Genomic DNA, 26,829 nt, shown 5'->3' with positions numbered 1-26,829 from the left:
CGGGCGTGCGCCCTCAGGCGTCGACCTGCTGGAAGGGGATCTTGCAGACGGTGAGCACGCGCTGCGGGACGCTGCCCTCGGCGGCGACCAGCGTCACCTGCGCGCCGTTCTTCTTCGCCAGCACGGTGGCGCGGGCGAGGACGCCGACGATGATGCTCGGCAGGAACGTCACGGCACGGAGGTCCACCGTGAGGTTCTGCGTGAACGTCTCGCTGGCCTGCTCGATGAGGTCGTTGAGGGCGCGGTGGTCAGCAGCGTCGATGTCTCCCGACAGGACGAGGCTCCCCGGCGCCGACGTGGCGGAGAAGGAGGTAGCGGTCACGGGAGCACTGTACGGGAGGCCCCGGAACGCCTCCGCGGCCCCGGTGACCCCCCTCACCCCGACGGGTGCCCGGAGACGCAGGTGCGCGGGAATATCGCCATGTCCCCGGGCGCTGCACCGACGATGCCCGAGACCACTGCCGCCCGCCCCCGCCTCTCCGTCCTCGACCTCGTGCCGGTACGGCGCGAGCAGACCACCGGCGACGCGCTCGCCGCGTCCCGTTCCCTGGCCCAGGTGGCGGACGCCGCGGGGTACGAGCGCTACTGGGTGGCGGAGCACCACAACATGCCGGCGGTCGCGGCTACCAACCCGCCCGTGATCATCGCCATGCTGGCGGCGGCCACCGAGCGGATCCGCGTGGGCTCGGGCGGGGTGATGCTCCCCAACCACGCCCCGCTCGCGGTGGCCGAGCAGTTCGCGCTGCTCGAGGCGGCACACCCCGGCAGGATCGACCTCGGCATCGGGCGCGCCCCGGGGTCCGACCCCGTGACGAGCTTCGCGCTGCGCCACGGCGGCCCGGCCGGCGGCGACGACGAGGCGGTCGCGCGCTTCGCCGAGCACGTCGGCAACGTCGTCGCGATGATGTCGCCCGACGGGGTCGGCCTGCAGCTGCACGGTCGCACGCACGAGCTGCGCGCGACCCCGGTCGCGACCTCGGTGCCGCAGCTGTGGCTGCTCGGGTCCTCCGACTACTCGGCGCACCTGGCGGCCCAGAAGGGCCTGCCCTACGTCTTCGCCCACCACTTCTCGGGCGAGGGCACGGAGCGCGCCCTCGAGATCTACCGCCGCGAGTTCCGCCCCTCCGAGGCGCTCGCGGCGCCCCGAACCTTCCTCACCGTGAACGCCGCGGTGGCGGAGACGGAGGCCGAGGCCCGGCGCCGGGCGCGGCCGCAGCAGCTGATGATGCTGGCGCTGCGCACCGGGTCTCCGCTCGGTCCCCAGCTGAGCGTGGAGGAGGCGGAGGCCGTGGAGCTGCCCGCCTCGCACCAGGAGTTCGTGGACGCCATGCTCGCGCGGTGGGTCGTGGGCGACGCCGCGGCGGCCCGCGCCCAGGTGGCGGCGCTGGCCGCGACGTTCGGGGTGGACGAGGTGATGGTCCACCCGGTCGACGGGGCGACGGAGGGCACGGCGGCCACCGGTTCGCCGGCGCGCGAGGAGACCCTGCGGCTGCTCGCCGCGGCCTGAGGGACCAGCCTCCCGGGCGGTTCCGGGGCCGGTTCCGAGGGCGGCGCGGGGGCCGTACGGGCCGATTAGGAATTGTTGGGGCGTTTCCCTAGACTCGTGCGTCGGCCCAACGTGGGTCTGCTTCGCCGTGTCCTGCGGCTGCCCGGCTCGCCGGGATGGGACACGACGGGCGGCTGCACGAGGTCCACTGGACCGTCCTCCTCGGAGGGCACCAGGCGGTTCCCGGGCCGGCCACGCGACCCCACGGTCGCGGGGTGCACGACACGGTAGACGAGACGACCAGCACCGGTCAGCCGGTACGACGGATTGTGGAGGACATGGCCAAGAAGGAAGGCGTCATCGAGATCGAGGGCTCCGTCATCGAGGCTCTCCCGAACGCGATGTTCCGCGTGGAGCTGAGCAACGGGCACAAGGTCCTCGCGCACATCAGCGGCAAGATGCGCCAGCACTACATCCGGATCCTCCCCGAGGACCGAGTGGTGGTGGAGCTCTCGCCGTACGACCTGACCCGCGGCCGCATCGTCTACCGCTACAAGTGACATCAGCCGAGACACGTTGAAAGGACCTCCTCGTGAAGGTCAAGCCGAGCGTCAAGCCCATCTGTGACAAGTGCAAGGTGATCCGTCGCCACTCGCGCGTCATGGTCATCTGCGAGAACCCGCGTCACAAGCAGCGCCAGGGCTGACGCACCGGGCCGGTCCGCCGGCCACCAGCACCACCCCCACCCACGTGATCGCTCAACCCGCCGCACGGCGGGGGATGCACCTCCGGAGCAGAGGCCGGAGCCCGTGGTCGACCAGCTGGTCGACCGTCCGGGAGGCGACACGACCGAGACCTCTGTGCACATCGAAGGGAAACGCCATTCATGGCACGCCTCGTTGGTGTTGACCTCCCGCGCGACAAGCGCGTCGAGATCGCACTCACCTACATCTACGGCATCGGCCGTACCAGCTCCCAGCAGATCCTCGCGGCGACCGGGGTCGACCCGAACGCCCGCGTGCACACGCTGGGTGACGAGGAGCTGGTGAAGCTCCGCGACGAGATCGAGGCCAACTACAAGTTCGAGGGTGACCTCCGACGCGAGGTCCAGGCCGACATCCGCCGCAAGATCGAGATCGGCAGCTACCAGGGTCGCCGTCACCGCATGGGCCTCCCGGTCCGCGGTCAGCGCACCAAGACCAACGCGCGCACCCGCAAGGGCCCGAAGCGCACGGTCGCCGGCAAGAAGAAGGCCCGCTGATCCCGCTTCGCGGATCAACGGTCCACTCGTCACGAGCTCACCAGACTTTCAGGAGATAACGCATGCCCCCCAAGGGACGCGCTGCGGCTGGCGCCAAGAAGGTGCGCCGCAAGGAGAAGAAGAACGTCGCCGCCGGCGAGGCTCACATCAAGAGCACGTTCAACAACACCATCGTCACCATCACGGACCCCACCGGTGCCGTGATCTCGTGGGCCTCCGCCGGCACCGTCGGCTTCAAGGGCTCGCGCAAGTCCACGCCGTACGCCGCGCAGATGGCTGCTGAGGCCGCTGGTCGTCGGGCGATGGAGCACGGCATGAAGAAGATCGACGTCTTCGTGAAGGGCCCGGGCTCGGGCCGCGAGACGGCGATCCGCTCCCTGGGTGCGATCGGCCTCGAGGTCGGCACCATCCAGGACGTCACGCCGCAGCCCCACAACGGATGCCGGCCGCCCAAGCGCCGCCGCGTCTGACCGACACCAGAGACCTAGGAGACTGATCAGATGGCCCGTTACACCGGCCCCATGACCAAGAAGTCGCGCCGTCTCGGTGTCGACCTCGTCGGTGGCGACGCCGCGTTCGAGCGTCGCCCCTACCCGCCCGGCATGCACGGCCGCGCGCGGGTGAAGGAGAGCGAGTACCGCGCGCAGCTGCAGGAGAAGCAGAAGGCGCGCATCAGCTACGGCGTGCTCGAGCGCCAGTTCTACAACTACTACGTCGAGGCGTCGCGCCGCACGGGCAAGACGGGTGACAACCTGCTCCAGCTCCTGGAGTGCCGTCTCGACAACGTGGTCTACCGCGCCGGGTTCGCCCGCACGCGTCGCCACGCCCGCCAGCTCGTGAGCCACGGCCACTTCCTGGTGAACGGCAAGAAGGTCAACATCCCGAGCTACCAGGTGGCGCAGTACGACGTCATCGACGTGCGGGAGAAGTCGCTCGAGACGACGCCGTTCATCGTCGCGCGCGAGACCCACGGCGAGCGCGTCGTCCCGGCGTGGCTCGAGGCCGTCCCGAGCCGCATGCGGATCCTGGTGCACTCGCGCCCGGTCCGTGCGCAGATCGACGTGCCCGTCCAGGAGCAGCTGATCGTGGAGTTCTACTCCAAGAAGTGATCCAGCGGTGCGGGGTTCCCGGCTCCTCGAGCCGGGTGCCCCGCACTGTCGTTCGACCTTTCCTTCCATCACGTTCGGGCCCATCAAATAGTGGGTGAGCCCGGAAAGGAACCAACCAGTGCTCATCGCTCAGCGCCCGACCCTGGACGAGAACGCCGCCGGGGACTACCGGTCCCGGTTCGTCATCGAGCCCCTGGAGCCGGGCTTCGGCTACACGCTCGGCAACTCCCTGCGCCGCACGCTCCTGTCCTCGATCCCGGGCGCCGCGGTCACCAGCATCAAGCTCGACAACGTGCTCCACGAGTTCTCGACGGTCGAGGGCGTCAAGGAGGACGTCACCGAGATCATCCTGAACCTCAAGGGTCTCGTGGTCTCCTCCGAGCACGACGAGCCGGTCACCATGTACCTGCGCAAGTCGGGTGCCGGTGACGTCACCGCCGCGGACATCGCTCCGCCGGCCGGTGTCGAGGTCCACAACCCCGACCTCAAGATCGCCACGCTGTCCGACAAGGGCCGCCTGGAGATGGAGCTCGTCGTCGAGCGTGGCCGTGGCTACGTGTCGGCTGTGCAGAACAAGGGTGCCGACAACGAGATCGGCCGCATCCCGGTCGACTCCATCTACAGCCCCGTGCTGAAGGTGACCTACAAGGTCGAGGCCACCCGTGTCGAGCAGCGCACCGACTTCGACAAGCTGATCATCGACGTCGAGACCAAGCCGTCGATCCAGCCCCGCGACGCGCTCGCCTCGGCGGGCAAGACGCTGGTCGAGCTCTTCGGCCTGGCCCGCGAGCTCAACGTCGAGGCCGAGGGCATCGACATCGGCCCGTCGCCCGTCGACGAGCAGCTGGCGGCCGACCTGGCCCTGCCGGTCGAGGACCTGCAGCTCACCGTGCGGTCCTACAACTGCCTCAAGCGCGAGGGCATCCACACCGTGGGTGAGCTCATCTCGCGCTCGGAGCAGGACCTGCTCGACATCCGCAACTTCGGTGCGAAGTCGATCGACGAGGTCAAGGCCAAGCTCGTGGAGATGGGCCTCTCGCTCAAGGACAGCGCCCCCGGCTTCGACCCCGCCACCGCCCTCGCGGCGTACGGCGACGACGAGGACGACGCGTTCGTCGAGGACGAGCAGTACTGATCCACCCCTGCTCGGACGGCCGACCGGCCGTCCGAGCCCGCCCCTGGGGCCGCGCCGCGGCCCCGTGTCTATCCCGGTACCTGGTACGGCCGGGAAGAAGGTAGAGATCTGCGATGCCCACCCCCAAGAAGGGTCCCCGCCTCGGCGGCAGCCCGGCCCACCAGCGCCTGATCCTGTCGAACCTGGCCACCCAGCTGTTCGAGCACGGCCGCATCGTCACGACGGAGTCGCGTGCCCGCACGCTGCGCCCCGTCGCGGAGAAGCTCATCACCAAGGCCGTCAAGGCCTACAAGGCGGAGCAGGCCGACGAGGCCGTCGTCTCGCTCCACCAGCGTCGTGAGGTCCTCAAGACCGTCCGCGACAAGAGCATCGTGCACGTCCTCTTCACGGAGATCGCGCCGACGTTCGCGGAGCGTCCGGGCGGCTACACCCGCATCACGAAGCTCGGCCCCCGCAAGGGCGACAACGCCCCCATGGCGGTCATCGAGCTCGTGACGGAGGAGTACGTCGCGAAGGCCGTCACCAAGCCCGCCGCGCCCGCCGCGCCGGTCGAGGAGCCCGCCGAGGAAACGCCGGCCGCCGAGGAGACCACCGAGGAGACCACGGACGAGGCCGCCGAGGCCCCCGCCGAGGAGACCTCCGAGGACGCCACGGACGAGGCCCCCGAGGCCAAGGCCTGATCGGTCCCCCCTGCAGCACCACGAACGGTCCGTCACCCTCCGGGGTGGCGGGCCGTTCCGCATTTCGGGGCCCTCCCTACGGTGGGCCCATGAGCACCGAGAAGTCTCCCGCCGAGGAGCTGCGCACCGAGGACCCCACCACCGAGCCGACCCTCGAGGGCGACGCCCGCGAGGCCGAGGCGGGTCAGCCCGTCGCGGGCGCGGAGGAAGAGCCCGACGGCGGCGACGATCCGACCCCGGGCGCCGACGACGTCGCGCCGACGACGGACGCGCCCGACGCCGCGGCCGCCCAGGAGGAGTCCGCCGGCGAGCACATCATCGCGGCGCGCCAGGACTGACCCCCCCGCCGAGTTGTCACGTACGCAGCGTCGCGTCGCGGCGTACGTGACAACTCGGCGCATCTGCCGCTGCGTACGTGACAACTCGACGTCGGTCAGGGCCAGGCGCGGTCGAGCGCATTGTGCGCCTCCGCGCGGGTGAGGCCGGCGCGGCGGGCGGCGGCGACGTACGCCGCGGCCGCGGTCCCGACGTCGCCCTCGGCGGCCGCGGGCGACTCGGCCACGAACGTGCCCGCGCGGCCCCGGGTCTCGACGACGCCGTCGGCCTCCAGCTCCCGGTAGACCCGGGCCACGGTGCCGGCGGCGAGACCGAGCTGCTCGGCGAGACCGCGCACGGTCGGCAGGCGTTCCCCGGCGGCGAGGTCGCCCGCGGCCACCAGGGCCGCGACCTGGGCCCGCAGCTGCTCGAACGGGGGCGTGGCCGACGCGGGGTCGGGCGGCTGGATCGTCACCCGCCGCACGGTAGCCGCCCGCGCTCGCCGCGACGTACGACGTGTGATGAGGTGGCCCCGTGGCACAGGAGCAGCAGGTGGCGCTGGTGGTGGGCGAGGCCCTCGTGGACGTGGTGCGCCGCGCCGACGGGGGCGACGACGAGCGGGCCGGGGGGAGCGCGGCCAACGTCGCCGTCGCCCTGGCGCGGCTCGGCCGCCCGACGTGGTTCGCGACGGCGATGGCCGACGACCGGTACGGCGCGATCCTCGCCGCCCACATCGGGCGCGACGGCGTCCGGCTGGCCGCCGACCCGGAGACGATCGGGCGCACGTCCTCGGCGGTCGCGACGATCGCGGCGGACGGCGCCGCGTCGTACGAGTTCGACCTCGAATGGCGTCTGGGAGAGGTCACGGTGCGCGAGGGCGTGCCCGGCTGGGTGCACGTCTGCTCGATCGCCGCGGTGCTGCCACCCGGGTGCGAGGACGTCCTGGCTGTCGTGCAGCGGGAGCGGTCGCGCGCCCTCGTGAGCTACGACGTCAACGCCCGGCCCGCGATCACGGGGACGGGACCCGAGGTCGTCGCGCGGGTCGAGGCGCTGGTCGCGGCGTCCGACGTGGTGAAGGCCTCCGACGAGGACCTGGCGGCCCTGTGGCCTGCGCTCACCGAGGAGGAGGCGGTCGAGCGCCTCCTGGGCCTGGGCGCCCGCCTCGTCGTGGTGACCCGGGGCGCGGCGGGGGCCGAGTGCCACCGGGCGGGTCTCGTGGCCGGCGTGCCGGCCGTCACCGACCTCGGCGTGGTCGACACGATCGGGGCCGGCGACACCCTCGCCGCGGCCTTCGTCAGCGCGCTGTGGGAGCTCGGCGTCGTCGGCGCGGAGGCGCGGGCGCGACTGGACGACCTGGCCCCCGAGGACCTCGGGACCGCTCTGGCCTGGGCCGCGCGGGCCGCGGCGCTGACGGTGTCGCGGCCGGGGGCGGACCCGCCGCACCTCGCCGAGCTCGGCCCGCTCTCCCGCTCGTAGGATCCTCCGCGTGCGCCTGCGGATCGACCTCGCCTACGACGGCACCGGCTTCCACGGCTGGGCCACCCAGCCGACGCTGCGCACCGTGCAGGGCGAGCTCGAGCGGGGCCTGGCCACCGTGCTGCGCCTGCCGGAGCCGGTCTCCGTCGTCGTCGCCGGGCGCACCGACGCCGGCGTGCACGCGCGGGGTCAGGTCGTGCACGTCGACCTCGACGACGAGCGGGTCGCCGCGTCGGCGAGCCGCGGCGTCACCGACCCGGTCCCCGCCCTGACGCGCAAGCTCAACGGCGTGCTCCCCGCGGACGTCCGGGTCCACCGCACGCGCCTCGCGCCGGAGGGCTTCGACGCGCGCTTCTCGGCGGTGTGGCGACGCTACGCCTACCGCATCGCCGACCGTCCCGAGCTCGTCGACCCGTTGACGCGACGCCACGTGCTGGCCTGGGGACAGCCGGTCGACGAGGAACTCATGAACGCCGCGTCCGCCGACCTCGTCGGCGAGCAGGACTTCGCCGCCTTCTGCAAGAAGCGCCCCGGCGCCACGACGATCCGCAACCTGCTCGACCTGCGCTGGGTGCGCCACGACAGCGGGCTGCTCGAGGGCACCATCCGGGCCGACGCGTTCTGCCACAACATGGTGCGCGCCCTCGTCGGCTGCCTCCTGGCCGTGGGCGAGGGACGCCGCTCGCCCGGGTGGGCGCGCGACGTGCTCCTCGCCGGCGTCCGCGACCCGTCGGTCCAGGTCGTGCACGCGCACGGCCTCGTGCTCGAGGAGGTGGGCTACCCCGACGACGCGGAGCTCGCCCGCCGCGCGGAGGAGACCCGGAAGGTGCGGACGCGTGACTGAGCAGCCCGACGAGCACTACTTCACCGCGGATCCCTCGGTCCCCTTCACGCGCGAGCGGATCGAGGTCGAGGTCTGGGACGAGCACCTGCGGCTCGACACCGGCTCCGGTGTCTTCGCCCGCGGCCGGCTCGACGTGGGCACGGCGGTGCTGTTCCGGGAGACCGACCCGCCGACCGACGTGGAGCGGGTGCTCGACCTCGGCTGCGGGTACGGCGTCATCGGCCTCGCGCTCGCCCGGTGCCTCCCCGACGCGCGGGTCACCGCCGTCGACGTCAACGAACGGGCGCTCCTGCTGGCGCGGGAGAACGCGGTGGGCCTCGGGGTGGTCGACCGCTACGAGGCGCTGCTGCCCGGCGAGGTGGCGCCGGACGCGACGTACGACGAGATCTGGTCCAACCCGCCCATCCGCATCGGCAAGGCGGCGCTCCACGAGCTGCTGCTGACGTGGCTCCCGCGCCTGGCGCCCGGCGGCCGCGCGGTGCTGGTCGTCGGCCGCAACCTCGGCGCCGACTCGCTGCAGCGCTGGCTGGGCGAGCAGGGCTGGCCGACCGAGCGCATCGCCAGCGCCAAGGGCTTCCGCGTGCTCGAGGTGCGCCGCGGGTGATACCCCTGGGGGGGTACGGCACTTGTCACCCGGCTCGGCCCACCCCGAGGCCGGCGAACGCCACGCGGGTGGCGTCGGCGACGAGGGCGTCGTGGGTGGGGTCGTCCACCTCGTCGCCGCTCGTGAGGACGGCGATGACGACGGGCGAGCGGTCCGAGCCCGCGGGCGGCCACGCGACGGCGATGTCGTTGCGGGTGCCGTAGGACGCCGAGCCGGTCTTGTCCCCGATCGTCCAGCCGTCGGGGGCGCCGGCCCGCACGAGGGCGTCGCCGGTGGTGTTGCGCACCAGGAGGTCGACGAGCTCGGCGCGGCGGTCGGGGGTGAGCACGCAGCCGAGCGTGTACGACGCGAGCGAGCGCGCGAGGGCACGCGGGGTGCTGGTGTCGCGCGGGTCGCCGGGCACCGCCGTGTTGAGGTCCGGCTCCTCGCGCACCGAGGTCGTCGTGGTGTCGCCGATCCGTCGCAGCTCGGCCGTCAGCCCCGCGGGTCCGCCGAGCTCGTCGAAGAGCAGGTTGGCCGCGGTGTTGTCGCTGTAGCGGACCGCGGCGTCGGCGAGCTCCCGCACCGTGAGCCCGTCGGCGACGTGCTGCTCGGTGATGGGGGAGTAGGTGACGAGGTCGTCCTCGGTCCACCGCACGACGCGGTCCAGGTCGGCATCGGTGGCGGTGCGGAGCAGGGCGCCGACCTGCAGCGCCTTGATGGTGGAGGCGAAGGCGAAGCGCTCGTCGGGCCGGTGGGCGACCACGCGGCCCGTGTCGACCTCGAGGGCGACGACGCCGAGACGCGCGTCGTACCGCCGCTCGAGTGCCGAGAACCGCGCCTCCGTGCTGCGCCCGGAGGGAACGCCCGCGCTCGCGGCCGCCGGGCCGGCCGCCGGGCCGGCAGCCGTGGCGGTACCGGGTATCGCGCCGGCGGGTGCGACGAGCGCCACGCCGAGGACGGCGGTGGCGAGCAGCTGACGGACGGACGACGAGCGGCGGCGGGGCAGGAGGCGCATCGGGCGGACCTTCCGAGTGAGGTGCGGGACGGACGCCACCCTGCGGGGGCACGACCCATGCTGTCCAAGACCGGTTCGCGCGGAGCCATGCTCGATGGGCATGGGTGGCACACTGCTCGGGTGGACCTCGTCGCAGCGTGCCGGGTGCTCGTGCAGGTGGGCGAGCAGGGCAGCGTCACCCGGGGTGCGGCCGTGCTGGGCGTGCCGCAGTCGGTCGCGAGCCGACGCCTGGCGGCGCTCGAGCGCACCCTCGGCGCGGATCTGCTCGACCGGCGCGCCCGGCGGGCGCGGCTCACCCCCACCGCCCAGGACCTGCTGCCCCTGGCCCGGCGGCTCGTCCGCACGGCTGACGAGCTCGGGCTCGCCGCCGAGCGGGCCGGCCGCCGCCCGCGTTCCCTGCTGGTCGGCGCGGGACCTCTCGTGACGCCACGGGCCCTGGCCGACGTGGTCGAGGCCGGACGCGACCGGGAGCTGCGCCTCGAGGTCGACGTCCGGGACGTCATCGCGCGCCGCACCGCCGTGGACGAGCGCGTGGCCGACGCCGCCGTCGTGCCGGTGCCGGCCGACCGGGCGACCTGGTGCGTGCCCCTGGGGATCGCGGAGGACGCCGTCGGTCCTGGTGCCCGGATCCACCTCGCGGCGCTGCGGGTCGTGCGGGGCGCCGACCGCGCACGCCGCGTCCACCTCCTCCCCGAGGACGACGTGCCCCACGTGCGCGACCCCCTGCTCCGCCTCCGCGACGCCCTCGGCCTGCGGCCCGGTCAGGTCGCCGTCGCGACGTCCGACGCGGCCGCGACCGCCGCCGTGCTCGCCGGGGACCTCGTCGTCTGCTCGGCGGCCGAGGCGGAGGCGCTCGACCTCCATTGGCGACCCGTGGGCGAGCTCGCCGACGGCAGCTGGGCGCGCGGGCACGCCCTGGTGACCGGGGACCGGGGCGAGCAGGCAGCGCTGGCGGACGCGCTCGCCGTACCGCTCGGCCGGCTGCTGGGGGTTCCCGCGTGAGCATCCCCACCGAGGACCTCCGGGTCCGCCGCCTCCGCACCCGGCTGCACGAGGCGGGGCTCGCCGGGTCGTTCCTGGTGCGTGACCTCCGCACGGGGCAGCAGGTGGCGATCGAGCCGCAGGAACGGTACGCCGTGGCGTCCCTCGTGAAGGTCCCGCTCGCGATGGCCGTGCTCGAGCGGGTGGCGACCGGCGCGATCGACCCGGCCCGGCGGCTGCGGGTCGGCCCGGGCGACCCGGCACTCGTCGACCGGCCGGGTCCGCCGGGCACGGGGCGCTTCCGGCACCCCGTGGACGTGGCGGTGGAAGACCTGCTCTACCTCGCGGTGTCGCTCAGCGACTCGACGGCTGCGGACGCGCTGTTCGGCCTCGTGCCCCCGGCGGAGGTCGGTGCCTACCTCGCCGCGGTGGGGGTCGAGGGCATCGAGGTGCGCCACCCGGTGGGAGACCTGAACGCGACGCCGGCCGAGCGGCTCGACGCCACCGAGGGGCACCTGGCCCACCGGCTGGCCATCGGCACGGGCACCGCCGACGGCGGCCACGCCGTGGCGCAGCTCGACCTCACCCGCGCCTCGACGGCCACCGCGACGGCGCTGGCCGACCTGCTGGAGGCGTTGTGGGCGCCCACCGGCGACAGCCCGGTGCGTCCGGAGGTGGCGCGGCGGGTGCGGTCGCTCCTCGGCCTCAACGTCATGCGGCAGCGCCTCGCCACCGAGCTGGCCAGCGACGCCGCGCGGTGGTCGTCGAAGACCGGGACCCTGCTCAACGAGCGTCACGAGGCGGGCGTGGTCGAGCACGACGACGGCGGCGTGCTCGCCGTGGTCGCCCTCACGCGGTCACGGGTGCCGGCGGTCGTGCAGCCGGTCGCCGAGGCGGAGATGGCGGCCGTCGCGCGCGGACTCCACGACGTGCTCCGGGCGGGCTGAGCTCGGCTCCGGACGTCATGCGGAGCGCCGGCCCCGGGCACCGCTCCGCATGACGTCCCGGGGGTACGACGCGGTCAGCGCGCCCGCCACCGCTTCCAGAGCGCGTCGGCCTCGGCGCGGACCTTGCCGTCGTGCTCGATCCGGACGTGGGCGGTGATCTCCTCGCGGCTCGCCTCGCGCACCTCGGCGACGAGCGTCAGCGTCGCGGCGAGCGGGGTCGGGCGCCGGTAGCGCACGTCCAGGCCCGCGGTCACGTAGGGCAGCGGGATGCCCGGGTCGGCCGGCCACCCGCGCTCGTGCGCCGCATGGGTGACGGCGGCGGCGGAGTGGCAGTCGAGGACCGTCGCGATGATCCCCCCGTTGAGGAACCCGAGGCCGTTGTCGTGCTCCGGCCAGGGCGTGAACGACGCCGTCACGCGCTCGCCGTCGGCGAAGCTGCGCAGCCGCAGGCCCTTGGCGTTCGCGGGTCCGCAGCCGAAGCACGGCAGGTCGGGGAAGTACGTGTCCTGGAGGCTGGTGTCCACCGCACCTACCCTGCCACCCCGCGCTCGGGCGGCGGCAGCGGCGGTCGCTCGCGGGTGGCGGCGGCGACGCCCATGCCGACGAGCGTGCCCAGCAGCGTCTCGACGAGCCGGTCGACGACGAGGTCGCCGACCGGCAGGGGAGCCGCGAGCTGGCCCATGAGCAGCGCCAGCGGCGTGATGAACACGAGCGCGGCAGCGTAGTTGCGCACGACCAGGAGCTCGGCGAGCCCCTGCAGGGCCGCGGCCAGCAGCACCGCGGCCAGCGGCGGGAGGTGCAGGGAGAGCAGCACGAAGGCGGCGCCCACCCCGAGCGTCGTGCCGACCGCCCGCTGGGTGCCGCGCGTGACCTGGGCGCGCAGGCGCGGCGCGCTGAGCGGGGCGACGGCGGCGACCATGGCCCAGTAGGGGTGGCCGATCCCCGAGGCCGTGGCCGCCGCGCCGGCCACGCCGGCGAGGAGGACGGCGACCGCGACGCGCGCCACGTGCAGCCGGTGGCGCTCGGGCACGTGGGGGAAGGGCGAGCGGCCGTGCTGGGGCTCGCGGGGCACCCGTGCGCGTCGCTCGTCGAGCAGCCCCAGGGCGAGCGCCAGGCCGGCCGTTCCCGTGGCGACGCCGAGCGCGGCGAGCAGGTCGCCGGGACCGCTGGGGTGGGACGCGCAGGCGCCCACGGCGAACACCGCGAAGAGGGGCCCGGGCGGGACCCAGCGGCGGCGGTCGGAGACGGCCGTCATCACCGCACCCGCCAGCGCCGCGGCCGGCACCACCAGCCAGGACCGGTGGGGGCTGAGCCCCACCGCGGTGCCGAGCACCGTGGCGCCGACGAGCAGGGCGCCCGCCCGGGCCTGGATGCGCCAACGGCCGGTGAAGGGCGTGCCGCCGCCGTACACCGCGGCGAAGCCGCCGAACACCGCGAAGAGGCCCCAGGCCAGGTGGTCGACGGCCCAGAGCGCGAGGAGCGGGACCAGCACCGTGAGCGTCGCGCGCAGCGCCACCACGCGGGTGCCGCTCGCCGGGTGGAACCTCAGCACGTCCCGCAGGTGCGCACCGAACCGTTCCACCCGGCGATGGTGCCAGGCCGGGGGGACGTCAGCCCTGCGCCTCCCACATCGTGACCTCGACGCCGGCGGTGGCGAAGTTCGCCATGTCGGCCGCTCCCGCCTGCCCCTCGGGCGAGCCGAGCGCGGCCAGCGCGGTGTCGCGGTCGTCGAAGGTGAGCACGGCGACGACGAAGTACGGCGGGGTGCTCCCGTCCGGCGTCTCGCAGATGCCCCACTCGAAGGACGCGAGGCCCGGCATCGTGCGGGTCAACGGGTCGTGCACGCCCCGGTAGTGCGCCAGGAACGCGTCGGGGTCGGCCGGGTGGAGGTAGCTGGCGGTGATCCGGTACATCGCGTCCCCCTCAGGCCTTCGTCAGCTCGAAGCCGCGGTAGCCGTCGGCGGCGACGGCGTCGCACTCCGCGACGTACGCCGGCACCCCGCCCACGTAGGACATGATCACGCGCGGCTTGCCGGGGATGTTGGCGCCCGTGTACCAGGAGTTGCCCTCCGGGTAGAGCGTCTGGTCGGCGAGCTCGATGGCGTCGTGGGTCCACTGCTTGACGGCCTCGGCGGACGGCTCGGCGATGCTGCCGGTCGCCTCGAGGTGGTCGACGAGCCCGCTGATCCACTCCACGTGCTGCTCGATCGCCACGACCACGTTGGTGAGCACGTTGGGGCTCTGCGGGCCGGTGATCGTGAAGAGGTTGGGGAAGCCGTCGACGCCCACCCCCAGGTACGTCGAGGGTCCGTCCACCCAGCGGTCCCGCAGCGCCTGCCCGCCCCGGCCGCGGATGTCCATCGCCAGCAGGGGACCGGTGATCGCGTCGAACCCCGTGGCGAAGATGACCACGTCGAGCTCGAACTCCCGGTCGCGGGTGGCGAGGCCGGTCTCGGTGAGCCCCGTGATCGGGTCGTCCGCGACGCTGACGAGGGTCACGTCGTCGCGGTTGTAGGTCTGGAAGTAGCCGGTGTCCATGGTGATGCGCTTGGCGCCGAGCGGGTAGGTCCGCGGCGAGAGCGCCTCGGCCAGCTCGGGGTCCTCGACGACCGCCCGGATCTTGCTGCGGAAGAACTCCGCCGCCGTCTCGTTGGCCGCGCGGTCGGTGAAGAGGTCCGGGAAGACCATGAGGATGTCGGGCGCGCGGTGGCGGGCCCACCGCTCCTCGAAGATCCGCGTGCGCTCCTCCTCGTCGAGGTCCATCGCGTTGACCTCGAGCACGTCGGTGACCAGCCCGGCGGGGTAGTTGAAGCGGTCGGTGCGGTAGGTCTCCAGGTTGTCGATGAACTCCCGGCGCTCCTCCTCCCGCAGGGGCCGGTTGGCGCAGTCGAGGCTGAACGCGGGCGTCCGCTGGAACACCGTGAGGTGCTCGGCCTGCTCGGCGACGATGGGGATCACCTGCACGCCCGACGACCCGGTCCCGATGACGCCGACCCGCTTGCCGGTGAGGTCCACGCCCTCCTTCGGCCAGGCGGCCGTGTGGTAGGTCTCGCCCCGGAACGCGTCGATGCCGGCGAAGTCGGGGGTCTGACCGGTCGACAGGCAGCCCACGGCGGTGATGGCGTAGCGCGCCCGCACCTGCTCGCCGCCGTCGGTGGTGACGACCCAGACCGACGCCGCGTCGTCCCACACGAGCGACTCGACGCGCGTGTCGAAGGTGAAGTGGCGGCGTACGTCGAGGTGGTCGGCGGCGTGCTCCAGGTAGGCCTGGATCTCGGGCTGCGCCGGGTAGCGCTCCGACCACTGCCAGCTCTCGAGCAGGTCGCGGTCGAAGGAGAAGGAGTACTCCATGCTGCCGCAGTCGCAGCGGGCGCCCGGATAGGTGTTCCAGAACCACGTGCCCCCGAACGTGGAGCCTGCCTCGAACGCGCGCACGGACAGGCCGCGGCGGCTCAGCTGGTGGGTCATGTAGATGCCGGAGAACCCGGCGCCGACGACGACGGCGTCGACGTCGTGGGGGGAGTCGTGGGGGGAGTCGTGGGGGGATGTGGGCATGCTGCCGCCTCCTCGAGTAGCGGTGGGTGGTGCGAAGGGTCAGGCGTGGGTGCTCGGGACGGAGCCGTGCGCGGCGGCGCGGTGGAGCGCCTCGACGACGACCGCCATGCCGTCGGCGGCTCCGGGGAGCACGTTGACGAACTGGAAGAAGCCGTGCATCTGGCCGGGGGCGATCCGGAGGTCGACGGGCACGCCGGCCGCGTCGAGGGCCGCCGCGTAGGCCTCGCCCTCGTCACGGAGCACGTCGTGCTCCGGCAGGAGCACCAGCGCCGGCGCGAGGCCGTCGAGGCGCGCCAGGTCGGGTGCGCGGAGCGGGGAGGCGTCCGGCTCAGCCCGCTGCGCCGGGTCGGGCACGTAGAGGCCCCAGAAGTGCTCCATGGCCTCCCGGGTCAGCATCAGGGCGTTGGCGGGATCGGTGTAGGACACCGTGGCCGTGTCGTGGTCGGTCACGGGGTAGACGAGGGCCTGCAGGTCGACGCGAGGGGCGCCGGTGCGGGCGGCCCGCTGCGCGACGACCGCGGCCAGGTTGCCCCCGGCGCTGTCGCCGGCGACGGCGAGGCGCAGGTCCGCGCCGGTCTCCGCCGCGAGCCGTGTCCGCTGCTCGTCGCCCGCGAGGAGGCCGGCCCACGCGTCGTGGACGGCTGCCGGGTAGGGGTCCTCGGGTGCCTTGCGGTAGTCGACCATCAGCACGGCCCAGCCCGACTGCGTGGCCAGGGTGCGACCGAGGCAGTCGTAGCCGTCGATGTCGTCGACGACCCAACCGCCGCCGTGCAGGTAGACGACCACGCCGTGGGGCGTGCCCTCGGGCACGAGCAGGCGGCCCCGGCGCTCGACCCCGTCGGCGGCGGTGAGGGTCAGCTCCTCGACCGCGGCGACCGCGGGGCCGGGCCCGTAGAGGTCGATGAAGCCGCGGCTGGCGGCGCGCGCCTCCTCGGGCGTGAGGTCCTGGAGGGCAGGTCCGCCGGCGGCCGCAGCCTGGGCGAGGAACGCGGTGGTGGCGTCGTCGAGCGCCATGGGTGAGCTCCCGTCGTCCGGGAGGGTCGATCATCGACCCCCGAGTGGGTGACGTGACTCACACTGGCATTTGGTGCCAATGATGCGCAAGGTTTGGTTCAGAGGGCGACGCGGAGGTCCCCGTGGCCGAGCAGTGGGAGCGTCCGCGTGAGGGCGCGGCCGAAGGCGGCGTGCACGGGGTCGTCGAGGAGCGGCTCCGCGCCGCTCGGGGGCGGTGCGGCGACCACGGCCCGCACGTGGACGGTCAGCTCGCCGTCGTCGGGGAGGGCGAGCACCCCGCCGTCCTGGCGGATCGTCGCCGTCCACCCCTGGGCGTGCCAGAGCGCCGCGTCGGCGACGAGGTACGCCGCGAGCCCCGAGGGCGCGTCGGCGAGGAAGACCGGGAGGGCGACCTCGTACGCGGGGTTGCCCGTCAGCGCCGCCATCGTCTCGGCCTGCTCGCCCGGCACGAGGACGCTCGCGCCGTCGGCGGTGAAGCGGGTGCGGTGACCCCCGCGGCGCAGGCGGTCGTTGACCGCCTCGGCGCCGCCGAGCAGCGCGACCAGGGTGGCGAGGGCCGCGTCGGCCGACCCGCTGGTGGGCCGCGCCGCGCGCGCGGCCGCGTCGAGGACGGTCGCGAGGTCGGCGCCGCTGCCCCCGGGCCCGCCCAGGTCGACGGCCTGGGCGACCAGGAGCGGGGTGGCCGCCCCGGCGCCGGGGCCGGGGCGGAGGTCGCCGTGGCTGAGCTCCACCTCGGGGCTGGACAGCAGGAGGGACCACTCCCGGGCGACGGGCGCCAGCTCCGCGCGCCACACGTCGAGCACGCGCTGGGGCGTGCCGACGCGGTCGGGGTGAGTGGTCACGACTGATGGAACCACTTCCGGGGGGCCCGCAGAGGGCGAACGAGAAAGGTGGAGCGTCCCGCTCAGCGGAGCGCGTACGTCGCGAACGAGACCCCGACGTAGTGCGTGGCGAACGCGAGGATGGTGAAGGTGTGGAACACCTCGTGGAACCCGAACCACCGCGGGGAGGGGTTGGGTCGCTTCAGGGCGTACACCACCCCGCCGATCGTGTAGAGCAGGCCGCCGGCGCAGATGAGCACGAAGACCGAGACGCCGATCCCGGTGCCGTACTGGTCCACCGCCCCGGAGGCGAAGTCGGGGATGAAGAACACGGCGGCCCAGCCGAGGGCGATGTAGATCGGCGCGCTGAGCCAGCGCGGTGCGCCCGCCCAGAAGACCTTCATGAGCACGCCGGAGACCGCGCCCGTCCACACGACCCACAGGAGGGCCTCCTGCTGCCACCCGTCGAGCAGGAGCAGCGTGAACGGGGTGTAGGAGCCGGCGATGAGCAGGAAGATGTTGGAGTGGTCGAAGCGCCGCAGGAAGGTCCACACGCCGTGGGACCAGGTGCCGCGGTGGTAGACCGCCGAGACGGTGAAGAGCAGGAGCGCCGAGGCCGTGAAGACCGTCGAGCCGATCCGGGTGGTCGCGTCCGGTGAGAGCGCGATCAGCACGATGCCGGCGGCCAGCGTCAGCGGCGCGGTGCCCAGGTGCAGCCACCCCCGCAGCTTCGGCTTCACCTCGTCCAGGGCGTCGCGCACGTGCTTGCTGGCGGCGTCGATGCGGTGGCCCGCCGAGTCACGCAGGTCCGCGATGCTCTCGGAGAGGCGCTGGGTCGGGGCGTTCATGCGTCCCAATGTAAGCGCTCCGGGACCGCCCGCCGCCGCCACGAGCATGAGTTCACCCACGCTGCGGGGTGGCGGCGCGGAGCCACTAGCATCGCCCGGGTGACCCGCAGCTGGAGGACCGTGGTGCGCCGTGCGCTCTACCCGGTCTACGAGGCCCGGATCGAGAAGCACCTCGACCCGGCCGCCCTCCCCGCCCACATCGGCGTCATGCTCGACGGCAACCGGCGCTGGGCCCGCGCGGTCGGCGCCGACTCCGCCCACGGCCACCGGGCGGGGGCGGCCAACATCGAGCCGCTCCTCGGGTGGTGCGAGGAGATCGGCGTGCAGGTCGTGACCCTGTGGCTGCTCTCCACCGACAACCTGCACCGCGAGCCCGCCGAGCTCGAGCCGCTCCTGGAGATCATCGGCGACGCCGTCGACAGCCTCGCCGCGCAGCGCCGCTGGCGCCTCCACCCGGTCGGGGCGCTCGACCTGCTGCCGGCCGCGGTGCGCACCCGGCTCAAGGACGCCGAGGCGGCCACCGCGGACGTGGACGGGTTCCTCGTCAACATCGCGGTCGGCTACGGCGGGCGGCAGGAGATCGCCGACGCGGTGCGCTCGCTGCTCCTCGAGCACGCTGAGCGCGGCACCCCGCTCGCCGAGGTGGCCGCCACCATCGACGTCGACGCGATCGGCGCGCACCTCTACACCAAGGGCCAGCCCGACCCCGACCTCGTCATCCGCACCTCGGGCGAGCAGCGCCTCGGCGGGTTCCTGCTGTGGCAGAGCGCGGGCAGCGAGTTCTACTTCTGCGAGGCCTTCTGGCCCGACTTCCGCAAGGTCGACTTCCTGCGGGCCGTGCGGGCCTACGCCCAGCGCGAGCGTCGCCACGGGCGCTGACCGGGCGCGGACCGGGCGCTGACCCTCGCCGTACGTCGGGTCGTCCGCTCGTAACACGACGTTCACGAAGGACTTCCCCGACCTCCCGTGTCGCGCTGTGGAGCAGGAGTAGCGTCCACGGCATCGGCGGGTGGGGAAGCCCGCCGAACTCGAGGAGGCCCGTTCGTGATCGTTCACGACCGCACCGTGTGGCGCTGCTGCCGCGCGGGAGGAGGCGGGCACTCCCGTCTTCGGGCGTGCCTGGAGTCCAACCGCTGGAGCTAGGGCCGGGACGACGAGTGCGCGTGCCGGTTCGTGAGGGGTAGACCGTGGCCTCGAACCCGACGCGCACCACGTCCGTCCGCACCTACGTTCTCGACACCAGCGTCCTGCTGGCCGATCCCGGTGCGTTGCGCCGGTTCGACGAGCACGAGGTGGTCCTCCCGGTGGTGGTCATCACCGAGCTGGAGGGCAAGCGTCACCACCCCGAGCTGGGGTACTTCGCCCGCACCGCGCTGCGCACCCTCGACGAGATGCGCGTCTCCCACGGTCGGCTCGACGAGCCGGTACCGGTGGGCTCGCTCGGCGGCACCGTGCGGGTGGAGCTGAACCACACCGACCCGCAGTCGCTCCCGTCGGGCTTCCGTCTCGGCGACAACGACACGCGGATCCTGGCGGTGGCACGCAACCTCGCCAACGAGGGCCACACCGTCACGCTCGTGTCGAAGGACCTCCCGATGCGGATCAAGGCGTCGGCGGTCGGGCTCGACGCGGAGGAGTACCGCGGCGAGACCATCTCCGACTCCGACACCGGCTACACCGGCATGGCGGAGCTCGACGTCACCGCCGAGCTCCTCGACGACCTGTACGACGCGGGCGTCGTCGACGTCCCGACCGTCGACGGCGTGCGCCCCGACCTCGTGTGCCACCAGGGCCTCGTGCTCCTCTCCGACCGGGGTACGGCGCTGGGCCGCGTCGGCGCGGACAAGCGGATCCACCTCGTGCGCGGCGACCGGGAGGCGTTCGGGCTCCACGGTCGCTCGGCCGAGCAGCGGATCGCCCTCGAGATGCTGCTCGACCCCGAGGTCGGCATCGCCTCCCTCGGCGGACGCGCCGGCACCGGCAAGTCGGCCCTCGCGCTCTGTGCGGGGCTGGAGACGGTGCTGGAGCGGCAGCAGCACAAGAAGGTCGTCGTCTTCCGCCCGCTCTTCGCCGTCGGGGGCCAGGAGCTGGGATACCTCCCGGGCAGCGAGAACGAGAAGATGTCGCCCTGGGCCCAGGCGGTCTTCGACACGCTCGGGGCGGTGACCTCGCGCGACGTGATCGAGGAGGTCCTGGCCCGCGGGATGCTCGAGGTGCTCCCGCTGACCCACATCCGCGGCCGCTCCCTGCACGACGCCTTCGTGATCGTCGACGAGGCGCAGTCGCTCGAGCGCAACGTGCTGCTGACGGTGCTCTCGCGCATCGGCGCGAACTCCAAGGTGGTGCTGACGCACGACGTGGCGCAGCGCGACAACCTGCGCGTCGGGCGCCACGACGGTGTCGTGGCGGTGGTCGACAAGCTGAAGGGCCACCCGCTGTTCGCGCACGTCACGCTCACGCGGTCCGAGCGCTCGCCCATCGCGGCCCTCGTGACGGAGATGCTGGAGAACGTGGTGCTCTGACGGGCTCGCCCGTCCCTGCCGGGGACCCCCGGGACCTGTCCGATCGGGCAAGTCCTGGGGATCCCCGGTTTGCCTCCCTCGGGGCCATCGGGCACCCTGGCACGCGGTCCACACGTCCCCTCACGTGAGAACTCGACTCTTGACGAAGCACGAACCGAAGCACCGCAAGGCCAAGCACCGCGCCCCCGGGCGGGCGGTGCTGCCCGTCGACCCCGCGAAGGCGCTCCGCTCCGGCGTGGTCCTGACCTCCGTCGCCGCCGCGACGACCGGTGTCGTCGTCGGTGGCGGCGTCCTCGCGTCGGGTGCCTCCGGCGAGACCGCCGACGGCCAGCTGGCTGCGGCGTCCGCCGCCGAGGCGGCCGACTCCGCCGACACCGCCGCGGCCCCCCGCGACGCCGAGGTCGAGGCGCTGCTGGCCGACCGCGACGCCGACACCACCGTGTCGCGCTCCGACACCCGCAGCGCCACCGACCCCACCAAGGCGGTCGCGCTCTCGGTCGAGGCCGGCCCCGCCGTCACGCAGCAGGAGAACGGCTCCGACCTCGCCCCCCGCGAGCTGGGCCAGCTGCTCCTGGCCGAGGCCGGGTTCGGCCAGGACCAGTGGAGCTGCCTCGACTCGCTGTGGACGAAGGAGTCGGGGTGGCGCGTGGACGCCGACAATCCGACCTCCTCGGCCTACGGCATCCCGCAGGCGCTGCCGGGCTCGAAGATGTCGTCCGAGGGTGCCGACTGGGAGACGAACGCCGTCACCCAGATCCGGTGGGGCCTCGGCTACATCGAGAACCGCTACGGCACCCCGTGCTCGGCCTGGGCGCACAGCCAGGCCAACAACTGGTACTGAGCCGCCGACGGGTGCGCGTCACCCGGCGCTGAGCGCCGCCTTCTGCACCTTGCCCAGGGCGGTGCGGGGCAGGCCCGCGACGAACCGCACCTCCCGCGGCCGCTTGTGCCCGTTGAGCTCCGTCCCGACGTGGGCGACGAGCTCCGCGGCGAGGGCGTCGCCCGCGGCGTACCCGTCCCGGAGCACGACGTGCGCCACCACCCGCTGGCCGAGGTCGGCGTCGGGGATCCCGACGACGGCGACCTCGCTCACGGCGGGGTGCCCGAGCAGCACGGTCTCGACCTCGCCGGCCCCGATGCGGTACCCGCCCGACTTGATGAGGTCGACCGAAGCGCGCCCGACGATGCGGTGCCAGCCCGCCGGGTCGACGACGGCGACGTCGCCGGTGCGGAACCAGCCGTCGGCCGTCCACGCGGCGGCGTCGGCGTCGGGTCGCCCGAGGTAGCCGTCGAGCAGGGACGGGCCGCGCACCTCGAGCCCGCCGACGGACTCGCCGTCGTGGGGCACCGGCCCGCCGTCCTCGTCCCGCAGGCGCGTCTCGACACCGGCGACGGGCACGCCGACCCAGCCGGCGCGGGGTTCGGCGTCCGCGCGGGTCGCCAGCGTCACCAGGGTCTCCGACATGCCGTAGCGCTCCACCACCCCGTGCCCGGTGAGCTCCCGCAGGCGGTCGAAGACCGGGGCGGGGAGGGGGGCGCTGCCGGACACGAGCAGCCGCGCGGGCCGCAGCGCCGCCGCCTCCTCGGGGGCGGCGGCGATGCGGGACCACAGGGTCGGGACGCCGAAGAGCACGGTCGCGCCGTGGCGGACGGCGTCGGCGTACGCCGCGGGGGTCGGCTTCCCGACGTGCCGCAGGCCGCAGCCGAGACGGAGCGCGCCGAGCACCCCGAGCACGAGCCCGTGCACGTGGAAGAGCGGCAGGCCGTGGGCGAGCACGTCCCGCGCGTCCCATGCCCACGCGTCGGCGAGTGCGTCGAGCCCGGCGGCGACGGCCCGCCGCGACAGCACGACGCCCTTCGGCAGGCCGGTGGTGCCGGACGTGTAGACGATCATCGCGGTGGCGTCACCGGGCACGGTGCGCGGCGCGTGCGGCGCGCGTGCGTCGGGATCGACCGCGACCACCGGGAGGCCGGCGACGCGGTCGTCCGGGACCGGGCCCGCCCACGCCTCGGCACCGGAGTCGGTGAGCAGGTGGGCCAGCTCGCGCCGTCCCGCGTCGGGCGGCACGGGCACCACCTCGACGCCCGCGAGCACGGCCGCGACGACGGCGACCACCGTCGTCGCCGTCGGCGTGGCGTGGACGGCGACCCGACGGTACGGCGCGAGCCGGGCACCGGCGGCCGCCGCGGCGCCGAGCAGCTCGTCGTACGTCCACGTCGTCGTGTCGACGTGCACCCGCACCGTGGCGTGCGTGCCGCTGGTCAACCCGGTCAGGAGATCGGTCACGGGGCGACCGTAGCGATCTAGGCTGCGTGGCGGGCGCCACGTCGCTTCTTGAGAACCGTTCCCGCTAAGGTGGCGGCTCCCGACCCGAGAGGACCCTCATGATCGCGCTGCTGGGCAAGGTGGGCTCGACCCTCGTCACCGGACTGGTCGGCGCTGCCGCCTGGGACGGGGTGAAGAAGGCTGCGGACTCCGGCGCCGTGCGCGAGGGCGCCGTCGGTGCCGTCGCGCTGGGGCTGAAGGGCAAGCGTCACCTCGAGGCCGGCGCCGAGCGCGTGCGGCTCGCGACGGGCGACATCGTCGCCGAGGCCCGCGAACGGGTGGGCGAGCAGGCGCCGCCGCCGGGTGCCGACCTGGGCCACGGGCACGAGCACTGAGCTCGTGACGGTCCGCAGCGGCACCGTCGTGCCGGGGGTGGAGCAGGTCGCGCTGGCGGAGGGCGCCGGTCGGGTCCGCTTCGCGGTCGCCGGCATCCGGCACTCCGACGCCCGTGCGGTGGCGGTCGAGAACGCGGTCGACCTCGTCGAGGGTGTGCGCGCCGTCCACGCCTTCCCCCGCACCGGCGCCGTCGTCGTGTGGTTCCGGCCGGGACGCTGCGACGTGGCTGCGGTGGCGGACGCGATCGCGGCCGCCGCTGCGGCGGCGGCCCCGGCCGTCCCGGCGCGGCTGCCGCGCTCCGCGGAGGTGTCGAACGGCGACCTGGCCCGCATGGTGGTCGGCGGCGCGGCACTGCTGCTCCTCGGAGGCCGCCGCTACGTGCTGCGCCGGCCGCCCGTGCTGGGGCCGACGAGCCGGACGTTCGCGACCGGCGTCACGATCTTCACGGGCTACCCGTTCCTCCGCGGCGGCCTCCGCAGCCTCGCCGGCGGCCGGGCCGCCGGAACCGACGCGCTGGTCTCCGCCGCGACCCTGGCGAGCCTCGTGCTGCGGGAGAACGTGGTCGCGCTGACGGTGCTGTGGCTGCTCAACATCGGGGAGTACCTGCAGGACCTGACGCTGCGCCGCACCCGCAACGCCATCCGCGACCTGCTGACCGGCACCCAGGCCGACGCCTGGGTGCGGGCGGCCGACGGCACCGAGGCGCTGGTCGACATCGACCGCCTGGCGGTGGGGGACGAGGTCGTCGTCCACGAGCACGTCGCGATCCCGGTCGACGGCGTGGTCGTCGAGGGCGACGGCGTGCTCGACCAGTCCGCCATCACGGGCGAGACGCTGCCCGTCTCCGTGGCGACCGGCACGCGGGTGCACGCCGGCAGCGTGCTCATGAAGGGTCGGCTGGTGGTGCGCGCGTCCGCGGTCGGTCGCGACACCGCCATCGGTCGCATCATCACGCGCGTCGAGCTGGCCCAGGAGGACCGCGCGCCCATCCAGACCGTGGGTGAGAGCTTCTCGCGTCGGTTCGTGCCCGCGTCGTTCGCGCTGGCCGGGGCGACGTTCCTGGTGACCCGCGACGTGCGGCGCGCCATGACCATGCTGCTCGTCGCGTGCCCCTGCGCGGTCGGCCTGGCCACGCCCACCGCGATCAGCGCCGCCATCGGCAACGGGGCGCGGCGGGGGATCCTGGTCAAGGGCGGTTCGCACCTCGAGGCGGCCGCCCGGGTCGACGCGGTGGTCTTCGACAAGACGGGGACGCTCACGGTGGGCCGGCCGGTGGTCACCAACGTGGTGTCCTTCGACGACGCGTGGTCCCCCGAGCAGGTGCTGGCCTACGTGGCGAGCTCCGAGATCCACTCCCGCCACCCGCTCGCGCAGGCCGTGGTGCGCTCCACCGAGGAGCGTCACATCGCGATCCCGGAGCACGAGGAGTGCGAGGTGCTGCTCGGTCTCGGCATGCGCACGCGCGCCGACGGACGCACCCTCCTGCTCGGCAGCGACACGTTGCTGGCGCGCGAGGGGGTGGCGGTCGGGGAGGACGCCGCGCGCTGGGTCACCCGCCTCCAGCGGGAGGCCGAGACCCCGCTGCTGCTGGCCGTCGACGGGCAGCTGACCGGGCTCGTCAGCCTGCGCGACACGGTGCGGCCCGAGGCCCGGGACGTCATCGACGCACTGCGGGCCGACGGGGTCGAACGCATCGTCATGCTGACCGGCGACCACCCGCAGACGGCGGCCGCGGTCGCCGCGGAGCTCGGCATCACCGAGTGGCGGGCCCAGGTGATGCCCGAGGAGAAGCAGGACCTCGTCGGAGCGCTGCGGGCGGAGGGCTACACCGTCGCGATGGTCGGCGACGGCACCAACGACGCCCCGGCCCTCGCGCTCGCCGACGTCGGCATCGCGATGGGTCTCGGGGGCACCGACGTGGCCCTGGAGACGGCCCAGGTGGCCCTGGTCGGCGACGACCTGCACCGCCTGCTCGACCTGCGGGACCTCTCCCGGCGGGCCGTCGACGTCATCCAGCAGAACTACGGCATGTCGATCGCGGTCAACGCCGTCGGGCTCGTGGTCAGCGCGGGCGGCGGGCTCTCGCCCGTCCTCGCCGCGCTGCTCCACAACGCCTCGTCGATCGCGGTGGTGGGCAACTCCTCGCGGGTCACCCGCTACCGGATCACGGGTGGGTCATCGACTCCAGGTCCAGCGCCGCGTCCAGCTGCTCCTCGGTGAGCTCGCCCCGCTCGACGTAGCCCAGCGCGAGCACCGTCTCGCGGATCGTGGCGCCGTCGGCCAGCGCCTTCTTCGCGACCTTCGCGGCGGCCTCGTAGCCGATGTGCTTGTTGAGCGGAGTGACGACGGAGGGCGAGGAGGCGGCGTACCGGAGCATGCGGTCGGTGTCCGCGGTGATGCCGTCGATGCAGCGCTCAGCGAGGAGCACCGACGAGGTCGAGAGCAGGCGGATCGACTCGAGCACGTTGCGCGCCATGACGGGCAGCATCACGTTGAGCTCGAAGTTGCCCGACAGGCCCGCGACGGTCATCGCGGCGTCGTTGCCGATCACCTGGGCCGCGACCATGAGGGTCGCCTCGGGCAGCACGGGGTTCACCTTGCCCGGCATGATCGAGGACCCCGGCTGCAGGTCGGGCAGGTGGATCTCGGCGAGGCCGGTGGTCGGGCCCGAGCTCATCCAGCGCAGGTCGTTGCAGATCTTCGTGTAGCCCACCGCGATGGTGCGCAGCACGCCCGAGAGCTCGACGAGCGAGTCCCGCGTGCCCTGGGCCTCGAAGTGGTCGCGCGCCTCCGTGAACGGCTGGCCCGTCGCCTCGGACAGCGCGGTGATGGCGGCCGCGGCGAAGCCGGGGGGCGTGTTGATGCCCGTGCCGACGGCGGTGCCGCCCAGGGGCAGCTCGCGCACGCGGGGCAGCACCGCGCCGAGGCGCTCGGCTGCGTAGCGGACGGTCGCGGCGTACCCCCCGAACTCCTGGCCGAGCGTCACCGGGGTGGCGTCCATGAGGTGGGTGCGGCCCGACTTCACGAGACCGGCGAACTCGCTGGCCTTGACCTCGAGCGACGTGGCGAGCACGTCGAGGGCGGGGACGAGGTCCTCGACGACGGCGAGCGTGGCGGCGACGTGGATGGAGGTCGGGAAGACGTCGTTGCTCGACTGGCTGGCGTTGACGTGGTCGTTGGGGTGCACCTCGACGCCGGCACGGGCGGCCAGGGAGGCGATGACCTCGTTGGTGTTCATGTTCGAGCTGGTGCCCGAGCCCGTCTGGAAGACGTCGAGCGGGAAGTCGGCGTCGACGTCACCGGAGGCGATGACCGCGGCGGCGCCCTGGATCGCCTCGCCCTGCTCGGGGGTGATGACGCCCAGGTCGACGTTCACGCCCGCGGCCGCGGCCTTGACGAGCGCGAGCGCCTGGATGTGACGACGCTCCAGGGTGGTGCCCGAGATCGGGAAGTTCTCGATCGCCCGCTGCGTCTGCGCCCGCCAGAGCGCCGCGCGAGGGACCTGCACCTCGCCCATGGAGTCGTGCTCGACACGGAACTGGTCCTGGTTCTGGTTGCGGTCGTCAGCCATG

31 protein-coding genes are annotated in these 26,829 nt (G+C 73.9%); 19 read left to right on the top strand and 12 right to left on the bottom strand.

Annotated features, from left to right (window positions below):
• Positions 1-13: 13 nt before the first annotated feature.
• Positions 14-322, bottom strand: a complete 309-nt coding sequence (locus PIR53_08875) for an STAS domain-containing protein (protein WZH54088.1) — start codon at positions 320-322, stop codon at positions 14-16.
• A 123-nt stretch (positions 323-445) separates the two neighbouring features.
• Here PIR53_08875 and PIR53_08870 point away from each other — a divergent pair, with 123 nt between their 5' ends.
• The 9 genes from PIR53_08870 to PIR53_08830 all read left to right on the top strand — a co-directional run bounded on the left by PIR53_08870 (position 446) and on the right by PIR53_08830 (position 6,009).
• Positions 446-1,507, top strand: a complete 1,062-nt coding sequence (locus tag PIR53_08870) for an LLM class flavin-dependent oxidoreductase (protein WZH54087.1) — start codon at positions 446-448, stop codon at positions 1,505-1,507.
• 317 nt (positions 1,508-1,824) lie between these two features.
• Positions 1,825-2,046, top strand: a complete 222-nt coding sequence (gene infA, locus PIR53_08865; protein WZH54086.1) for a translation initiation factor IF-1 — start codon at positions 1,825-1,827, stop codon at positions 2,044-2,046.
• Between the two features lie 32 nt (positions 2,047-2,078).
• Positions 2,079-2,192 (top strand): 50S ribosomal protein L36, encoded by a 114-nt coding sequence (rpmJ, locus tag PIR53_08860; protein WZH54085.1) that lies wholly within the window; start codon positions 2,079-2,081, stop codon positions 2,190-2,192.
• Between the two features lie 180 nt (positions 2,193-2,372).
• Positions 2,373-2,747, top strand: coding sequence for a 30S ribosomal protein S13 (rpsM, locus tag PIR53_08855; protein ID WZH54084.1), 375 nt, complete (start codon positions 2,373-2,375; stop codon positions 2,745-2,747).
• Positions 2,748-2,809: 62 nt separating this feature from the next.
• A complete protein-coding gene (rpsK, locus tag PIR53_08850) occupies positions 2,810-3,217 on the top strand; it encodes a 30S ribosomal protein S11 (GenBank protein WZH54083.1) in 408 nt (135 codons plus the stop codon).
• 30 nt (positions 3,218-3,247) lie between these two features.
• Positions 3,248-3,856 carry a 30S ribosomal protein S4 gene (gene rpsD, locus PIR53_08845; protein ID WZH54082.1) on the top strand — a complete coding sequence of 203 codons (609 nt, stop codon included), beginning with the start codon at positions 3,248-3,250 and terminating at the stop codon, positions 3,854-3,856.
• 118 nt (positions 3,857-3,974) lie between these two features.
• Complete coding sequence (locus PIR53_08840) at positions 3,975-4,991, top strand: DNA-directed RNA polymerase subunit alpha (GenBank protein ID WZH54081.1); 1,017 nt, start codon at positions 3,975-3,977, stop codon at positions 4,989-4,991.
• 113 nt (positions 4,992-5,104) lie between these two features.
• The gene (gene rplQ, locus PIR53_08835) at positions 5,105-5,671 is read left to right on the top strand and encodes a 50S ribosomal protein L17 (protein ID WZH54080.1); all 567 of its coding nucleotides are present in this window, start codon (positions 5,105-5,107) and stop codon (positions 5,669-5,671) included.
• A gap of 89 nt (positions 5,672-5,760) precedes the next feature.
• Positions 5,761-6,009 (top strand): hypothetical protein, encoded by a 249-nt coding sequence (locus tag PIR53_08830; protein WZH54079.1) that lies wholly within the window; start codon positions 5,761-5,763, stop codon positions 6,007-6,009.
• Between the two features lie 95 nt (positions 6,010-6,104).
• Here PIR53_08830 and PIR53_08825 read toward each other — a convergent pair whose 3' ends face one another.
• Positions 6,105-6,461: a GntR family transcriptional regulator gene (locus PIR53_08825; GenBank protein ID WZH54078.1), complete on the bottom strand. Its 357-nt coding sequence runs from the start codon at positions 6,459-6,461 to the stop codon at positions 6,105-6,107.
• 59 nt (positions 6,462-6,520) lie between these two features.
• Here PIR53_08825 and PIR53_08820 point away from each other — a divergent pair, with 59 nt between their 5' ends.
• Genes PIR53_08820 through PIR53_08810 form a run of 3 tightly spaced genes read left to right on the top strand, consistent with a single transcriptional unit; the run spans position 6,521 to position 8,910 of the window.
• Positions 6,521-7,462 carry a PfkB family carbohydrate kinase gene (locus PIR53_08820; protein WZH54077.1) on the top strand — a complete coding sequence of 314 codons (942 nt, stop codon included), beginning with the start codon at positions 6,521-6,523 and terminating at the stop codon, positions 7,460-7,462.
• Positions 7,463-7,472: 10 nt separating this feature from the next.
• Complete coding sequence (truA, locus tag PIR53_08815) at positions 7,473-8,306, top strand: tRNA pseudouridine(38-40) synthase TruA (protein WZH54076.1); 834 nt, start codon at positions 7,473-7,475, stop codon at positions 8,304-8,306.
• Entirely contained in the window at positions 8,299-8,910 is a 612-nt protein-coding gene (locus tag PIR53_08810; GenBank protein WZH54075.1) for a methyltransferase, read from the top strand. The genes truA and PIR53_08810 overlap by 8 nt, the downstream gene beginning before the upstream one ends.
• A 25-nt stretch (positions 8,911-8,935) precedes the next feature.
• On the opposite strand, the gene bla is transcribed toward PIR53_08810, so the two are convergent.
• Positions 8,936-9,907: a class A beta-lactamase gene (bla, locus tag PIR53_08805; GenBank protein ID WZH54074.1), complete on the bottom strand. Its 972-nt coding sequence runs from the start codon at positions 9,905-9,907 to the stop codon at positions 8,936-8,938.
• A gap of 120 nt (positions 9,908-10,027) precedes the next feature.
• Here bla and PIR53_08800 point away from each other — a divergent pair, with 120 nt between their 5' ends.
• Together PIR53_08800 and PIR53_08795 are read left to right on the top strand one after the other, a co-directional pair.
• Positions 10,028-10,909: a LysR family transcriptional regulator gene (locus PIR53_08800; protein ID WZH54073.1), complete on the top strand. Its 882-nt coding sequence runs from the start codon at positions 10,028-10,030 to the stop codon at positions 10,907-10,909.
• The gene (locus PIR53_08795) at positions 10,906-11,835 is read left to right on the top strand and encodes a class A beta-lactamase-related serine hydrolase (protein WZH54072.1); all 930 of its coding nucleotides are present in this window, start codon (positions 10,906-10,908) and stop codon (positions 11,833-11,835) included. The genes PIR53_08800 and PIR53_08795 overlap by 4 nt, the downstream gene beginning before the upstream one ends.
• 74 nt (positions 11,836-11,909) lie before the next feature.
• Here PIR53_08795 and PIR53_08790 read toward each other — a convergent pair whose 3' ends face one another.
• The 7 genes from PIR53_08790 to PIR53_08760 all read right to left on the bottom strand — a co-directional run bounded on the left by PIR53_08790 (position 11,910) and on the right by PIR53_08760 (position 18,073).
• Positions 11,910-12,359 (bottom strand): PaaI family thioesterase, encoded by a 450-nt coding sequence (locus PIR53_08790; protein ID WZH54071.1) that lies wholly within the window; start codon positions 12,357-12,359, stop codon positions 11,910-11,912.
• A gap of 5 nt (positions 12,360-12,364) precedes the next feature.
• A complete protein-coding gene (locus PIR53_08785; protein ID WZH54070.1) occupies positions 12,365-13,417 on the bottom strand; it encodes an FUSC family protein in 1,053 nt (350 codons plus the stop codon).
• A 28-nt stretch (positions 13,418-13,445) separates the two neighbouring features.
• Positions 13,446-13,748 carry an EthD family reductase gene (locus PIR53_08780; protein WZH54069.1) on the bottom strand — a complete coding sequence of 101 codons (303 nt, stop codon included), beginning with the start codon at positions 13,746-13,748 and terminating at the stop codon, positions 13,446-13,448.
• A gap of 10 nt (positions 13,749-13,758) precedes the next feature.
• Positions 13,759-15,390 carry an NAD(P)/FAD-dependent oxidoreductase gene (locus PIR53_08775; GenBank protein WZH54068.1) on the bottom strand — a complete coding sequence of 544 codons (1,632 nt, stop codon included), beginning with the start codon at positions 15,388-15,390 and terminating at the stop codon, positions 13,759-13,761.
• Between the two features lie 39 nt (positions 15,391-15,429).
• Entirely contained in the window at positions 15,430-16,404 is a 975-nt protein-coding gene (locus PIR53_08770; GenBank protein WZH54067.1) for an alpha/beta hydrolase, read from the bottom strand.
• A gap of 98 nt (positions 16,405-16,502) precedes the next feature.
• Positions 16,503-17,246, bottom strand: a complete 744-nt coding sequence (locus PIR53_08765; protein WZH54066.1) for a hypothetical protein — start codon at positions 17,244-17,246, stop codon at positions 16,503-16,505.
• Positions 17,247-17,308: 62 nt separating this feature from the next.
• Entirely contained in the window at positions 17,309-18,073 is a 765-nt protein-coding gene (locus PIR53_08760; protein WZH54065.1) for a hemolysin III family protein, read from the bottom strand.
• A 99-nt stretch (positions 18,074-18,172) separates the two neighbouring features.
• On the opposite strand from PIR53_08760, the gene PIR53_08755 reads away from it, so the two are divergent.
• The 3 genes from PIR53_08755 (at position 18,173) to PIR53_08745 (ending at position 21,436) form a co-directional block, all read left to right on the top strand.
• Positions 18,173-18,952, top strand: a complete 780-nt coding sequence (locus PIR53_08755; protein WZH54064.1) for an isoprenyl transferase — start codon at positions 18,173-18,175, stop codon at positions 18,950-18,952.
• A gap of 308 nt (positions 18,953-19,260) precedes the next feature.
• Positions 19,261-20,595: a PhoH family protein gene (locus PIR53_08750; GenBank protein ID WZH54063.1), complete on the top strand. Its 1,335-nt coding sequence runs from the start codon at positions 19,261-19,263 to the stop codon at positions 20,593-20,595.
• Between the two features lie 139 nt (positions 20,596-20,734).
• Positions 20,735-21,436: a lytic transglycosylase domain-containing protein gene (locus PIR53_08745; protein WZH54062.1), complete on the top strand. Its 702-nt coding sequence runs from the start codon at positions 20,735-20,737 to the stop codon at positions 21,434-21,436.
• Between the two features lie 18 nt (positions 21,437-21,454).
• On the opposite strand, the gene PIR53_08740 is transcribed toward PIR53_08745, so the two are convergent.
• Positions 21,455-22,882, bottom strand: coding sequence for an AMP-binding protein (locus PIR53_08740; GenBank protein ID WZH54061.1), 1,428 nt, complete (start codon positions 22,880-22,882; stop codon positions 21,455-21,457).
• A 98-nt stretch (positions 22,883-22,980) separates the two neighbouring features.
• Between PIR53_08740 and PIR53_08735 the strand changes: the two genes are divergently transcribed.
• Together PIR53_08735 and PIR53_08730 are read left to right on the top strand one after the other, a co-directional pair.
• A complete protein-coding gene (locus PIR53_08735) occupies positions 22,981-23,256 on the top strand; it encodes a DUF1490 family protein (GenBank protein WZH54060.1) in 276 nt (91 codons plus the stop codon).
• Positions 23,257-23,260: 4 nt separating this feature from the next.
• Positions 23,261-25,477 (top strand): cation-translocating P-type ATPase, encoded by a 2,217-nt coding sequence (locus tag PIR53_08730; GenBank protein ID WZH54059.1) that lies wholly within the window; start codon positions 23,261-23,263, stop codon positions 25,475-25,477.
• On the opposite strand, the gene PIR53_08725 is transcribed toward PIR53_08730, so the two are convergent.
• On the bottom strand, positions 25,422-26,828 hold the full coding sequence (locus PIR53_08725) for a class II fumarate hydratase (GenBank protein ID WZH54058.1): 1,407 nt from the start codon (positions 26,826-26,828) through the stop codon (positions 25,422-25,424). The genes PIR53_08730 and PIR53_08725 overlap by 56 nt on opposite strands.
• Between the last annotated feature and the right edge of the window lies 1 nt (position 26,829).

This window comes from Nocardioides alkalitolerans, assembly GCA_038184435.1.
GTDB classification, from domain to species: Bacteria; Actinomycetota; Actinomycetes; order Propionibacteriales; family Nocardioidaceae; genus Nocardioides; species Nocardioides alkalitolerans_A.
Note: the sequence above shows the minus strand (reverse complement) of the source record. Positions and strands in the feature narration are given on the sequence as shown.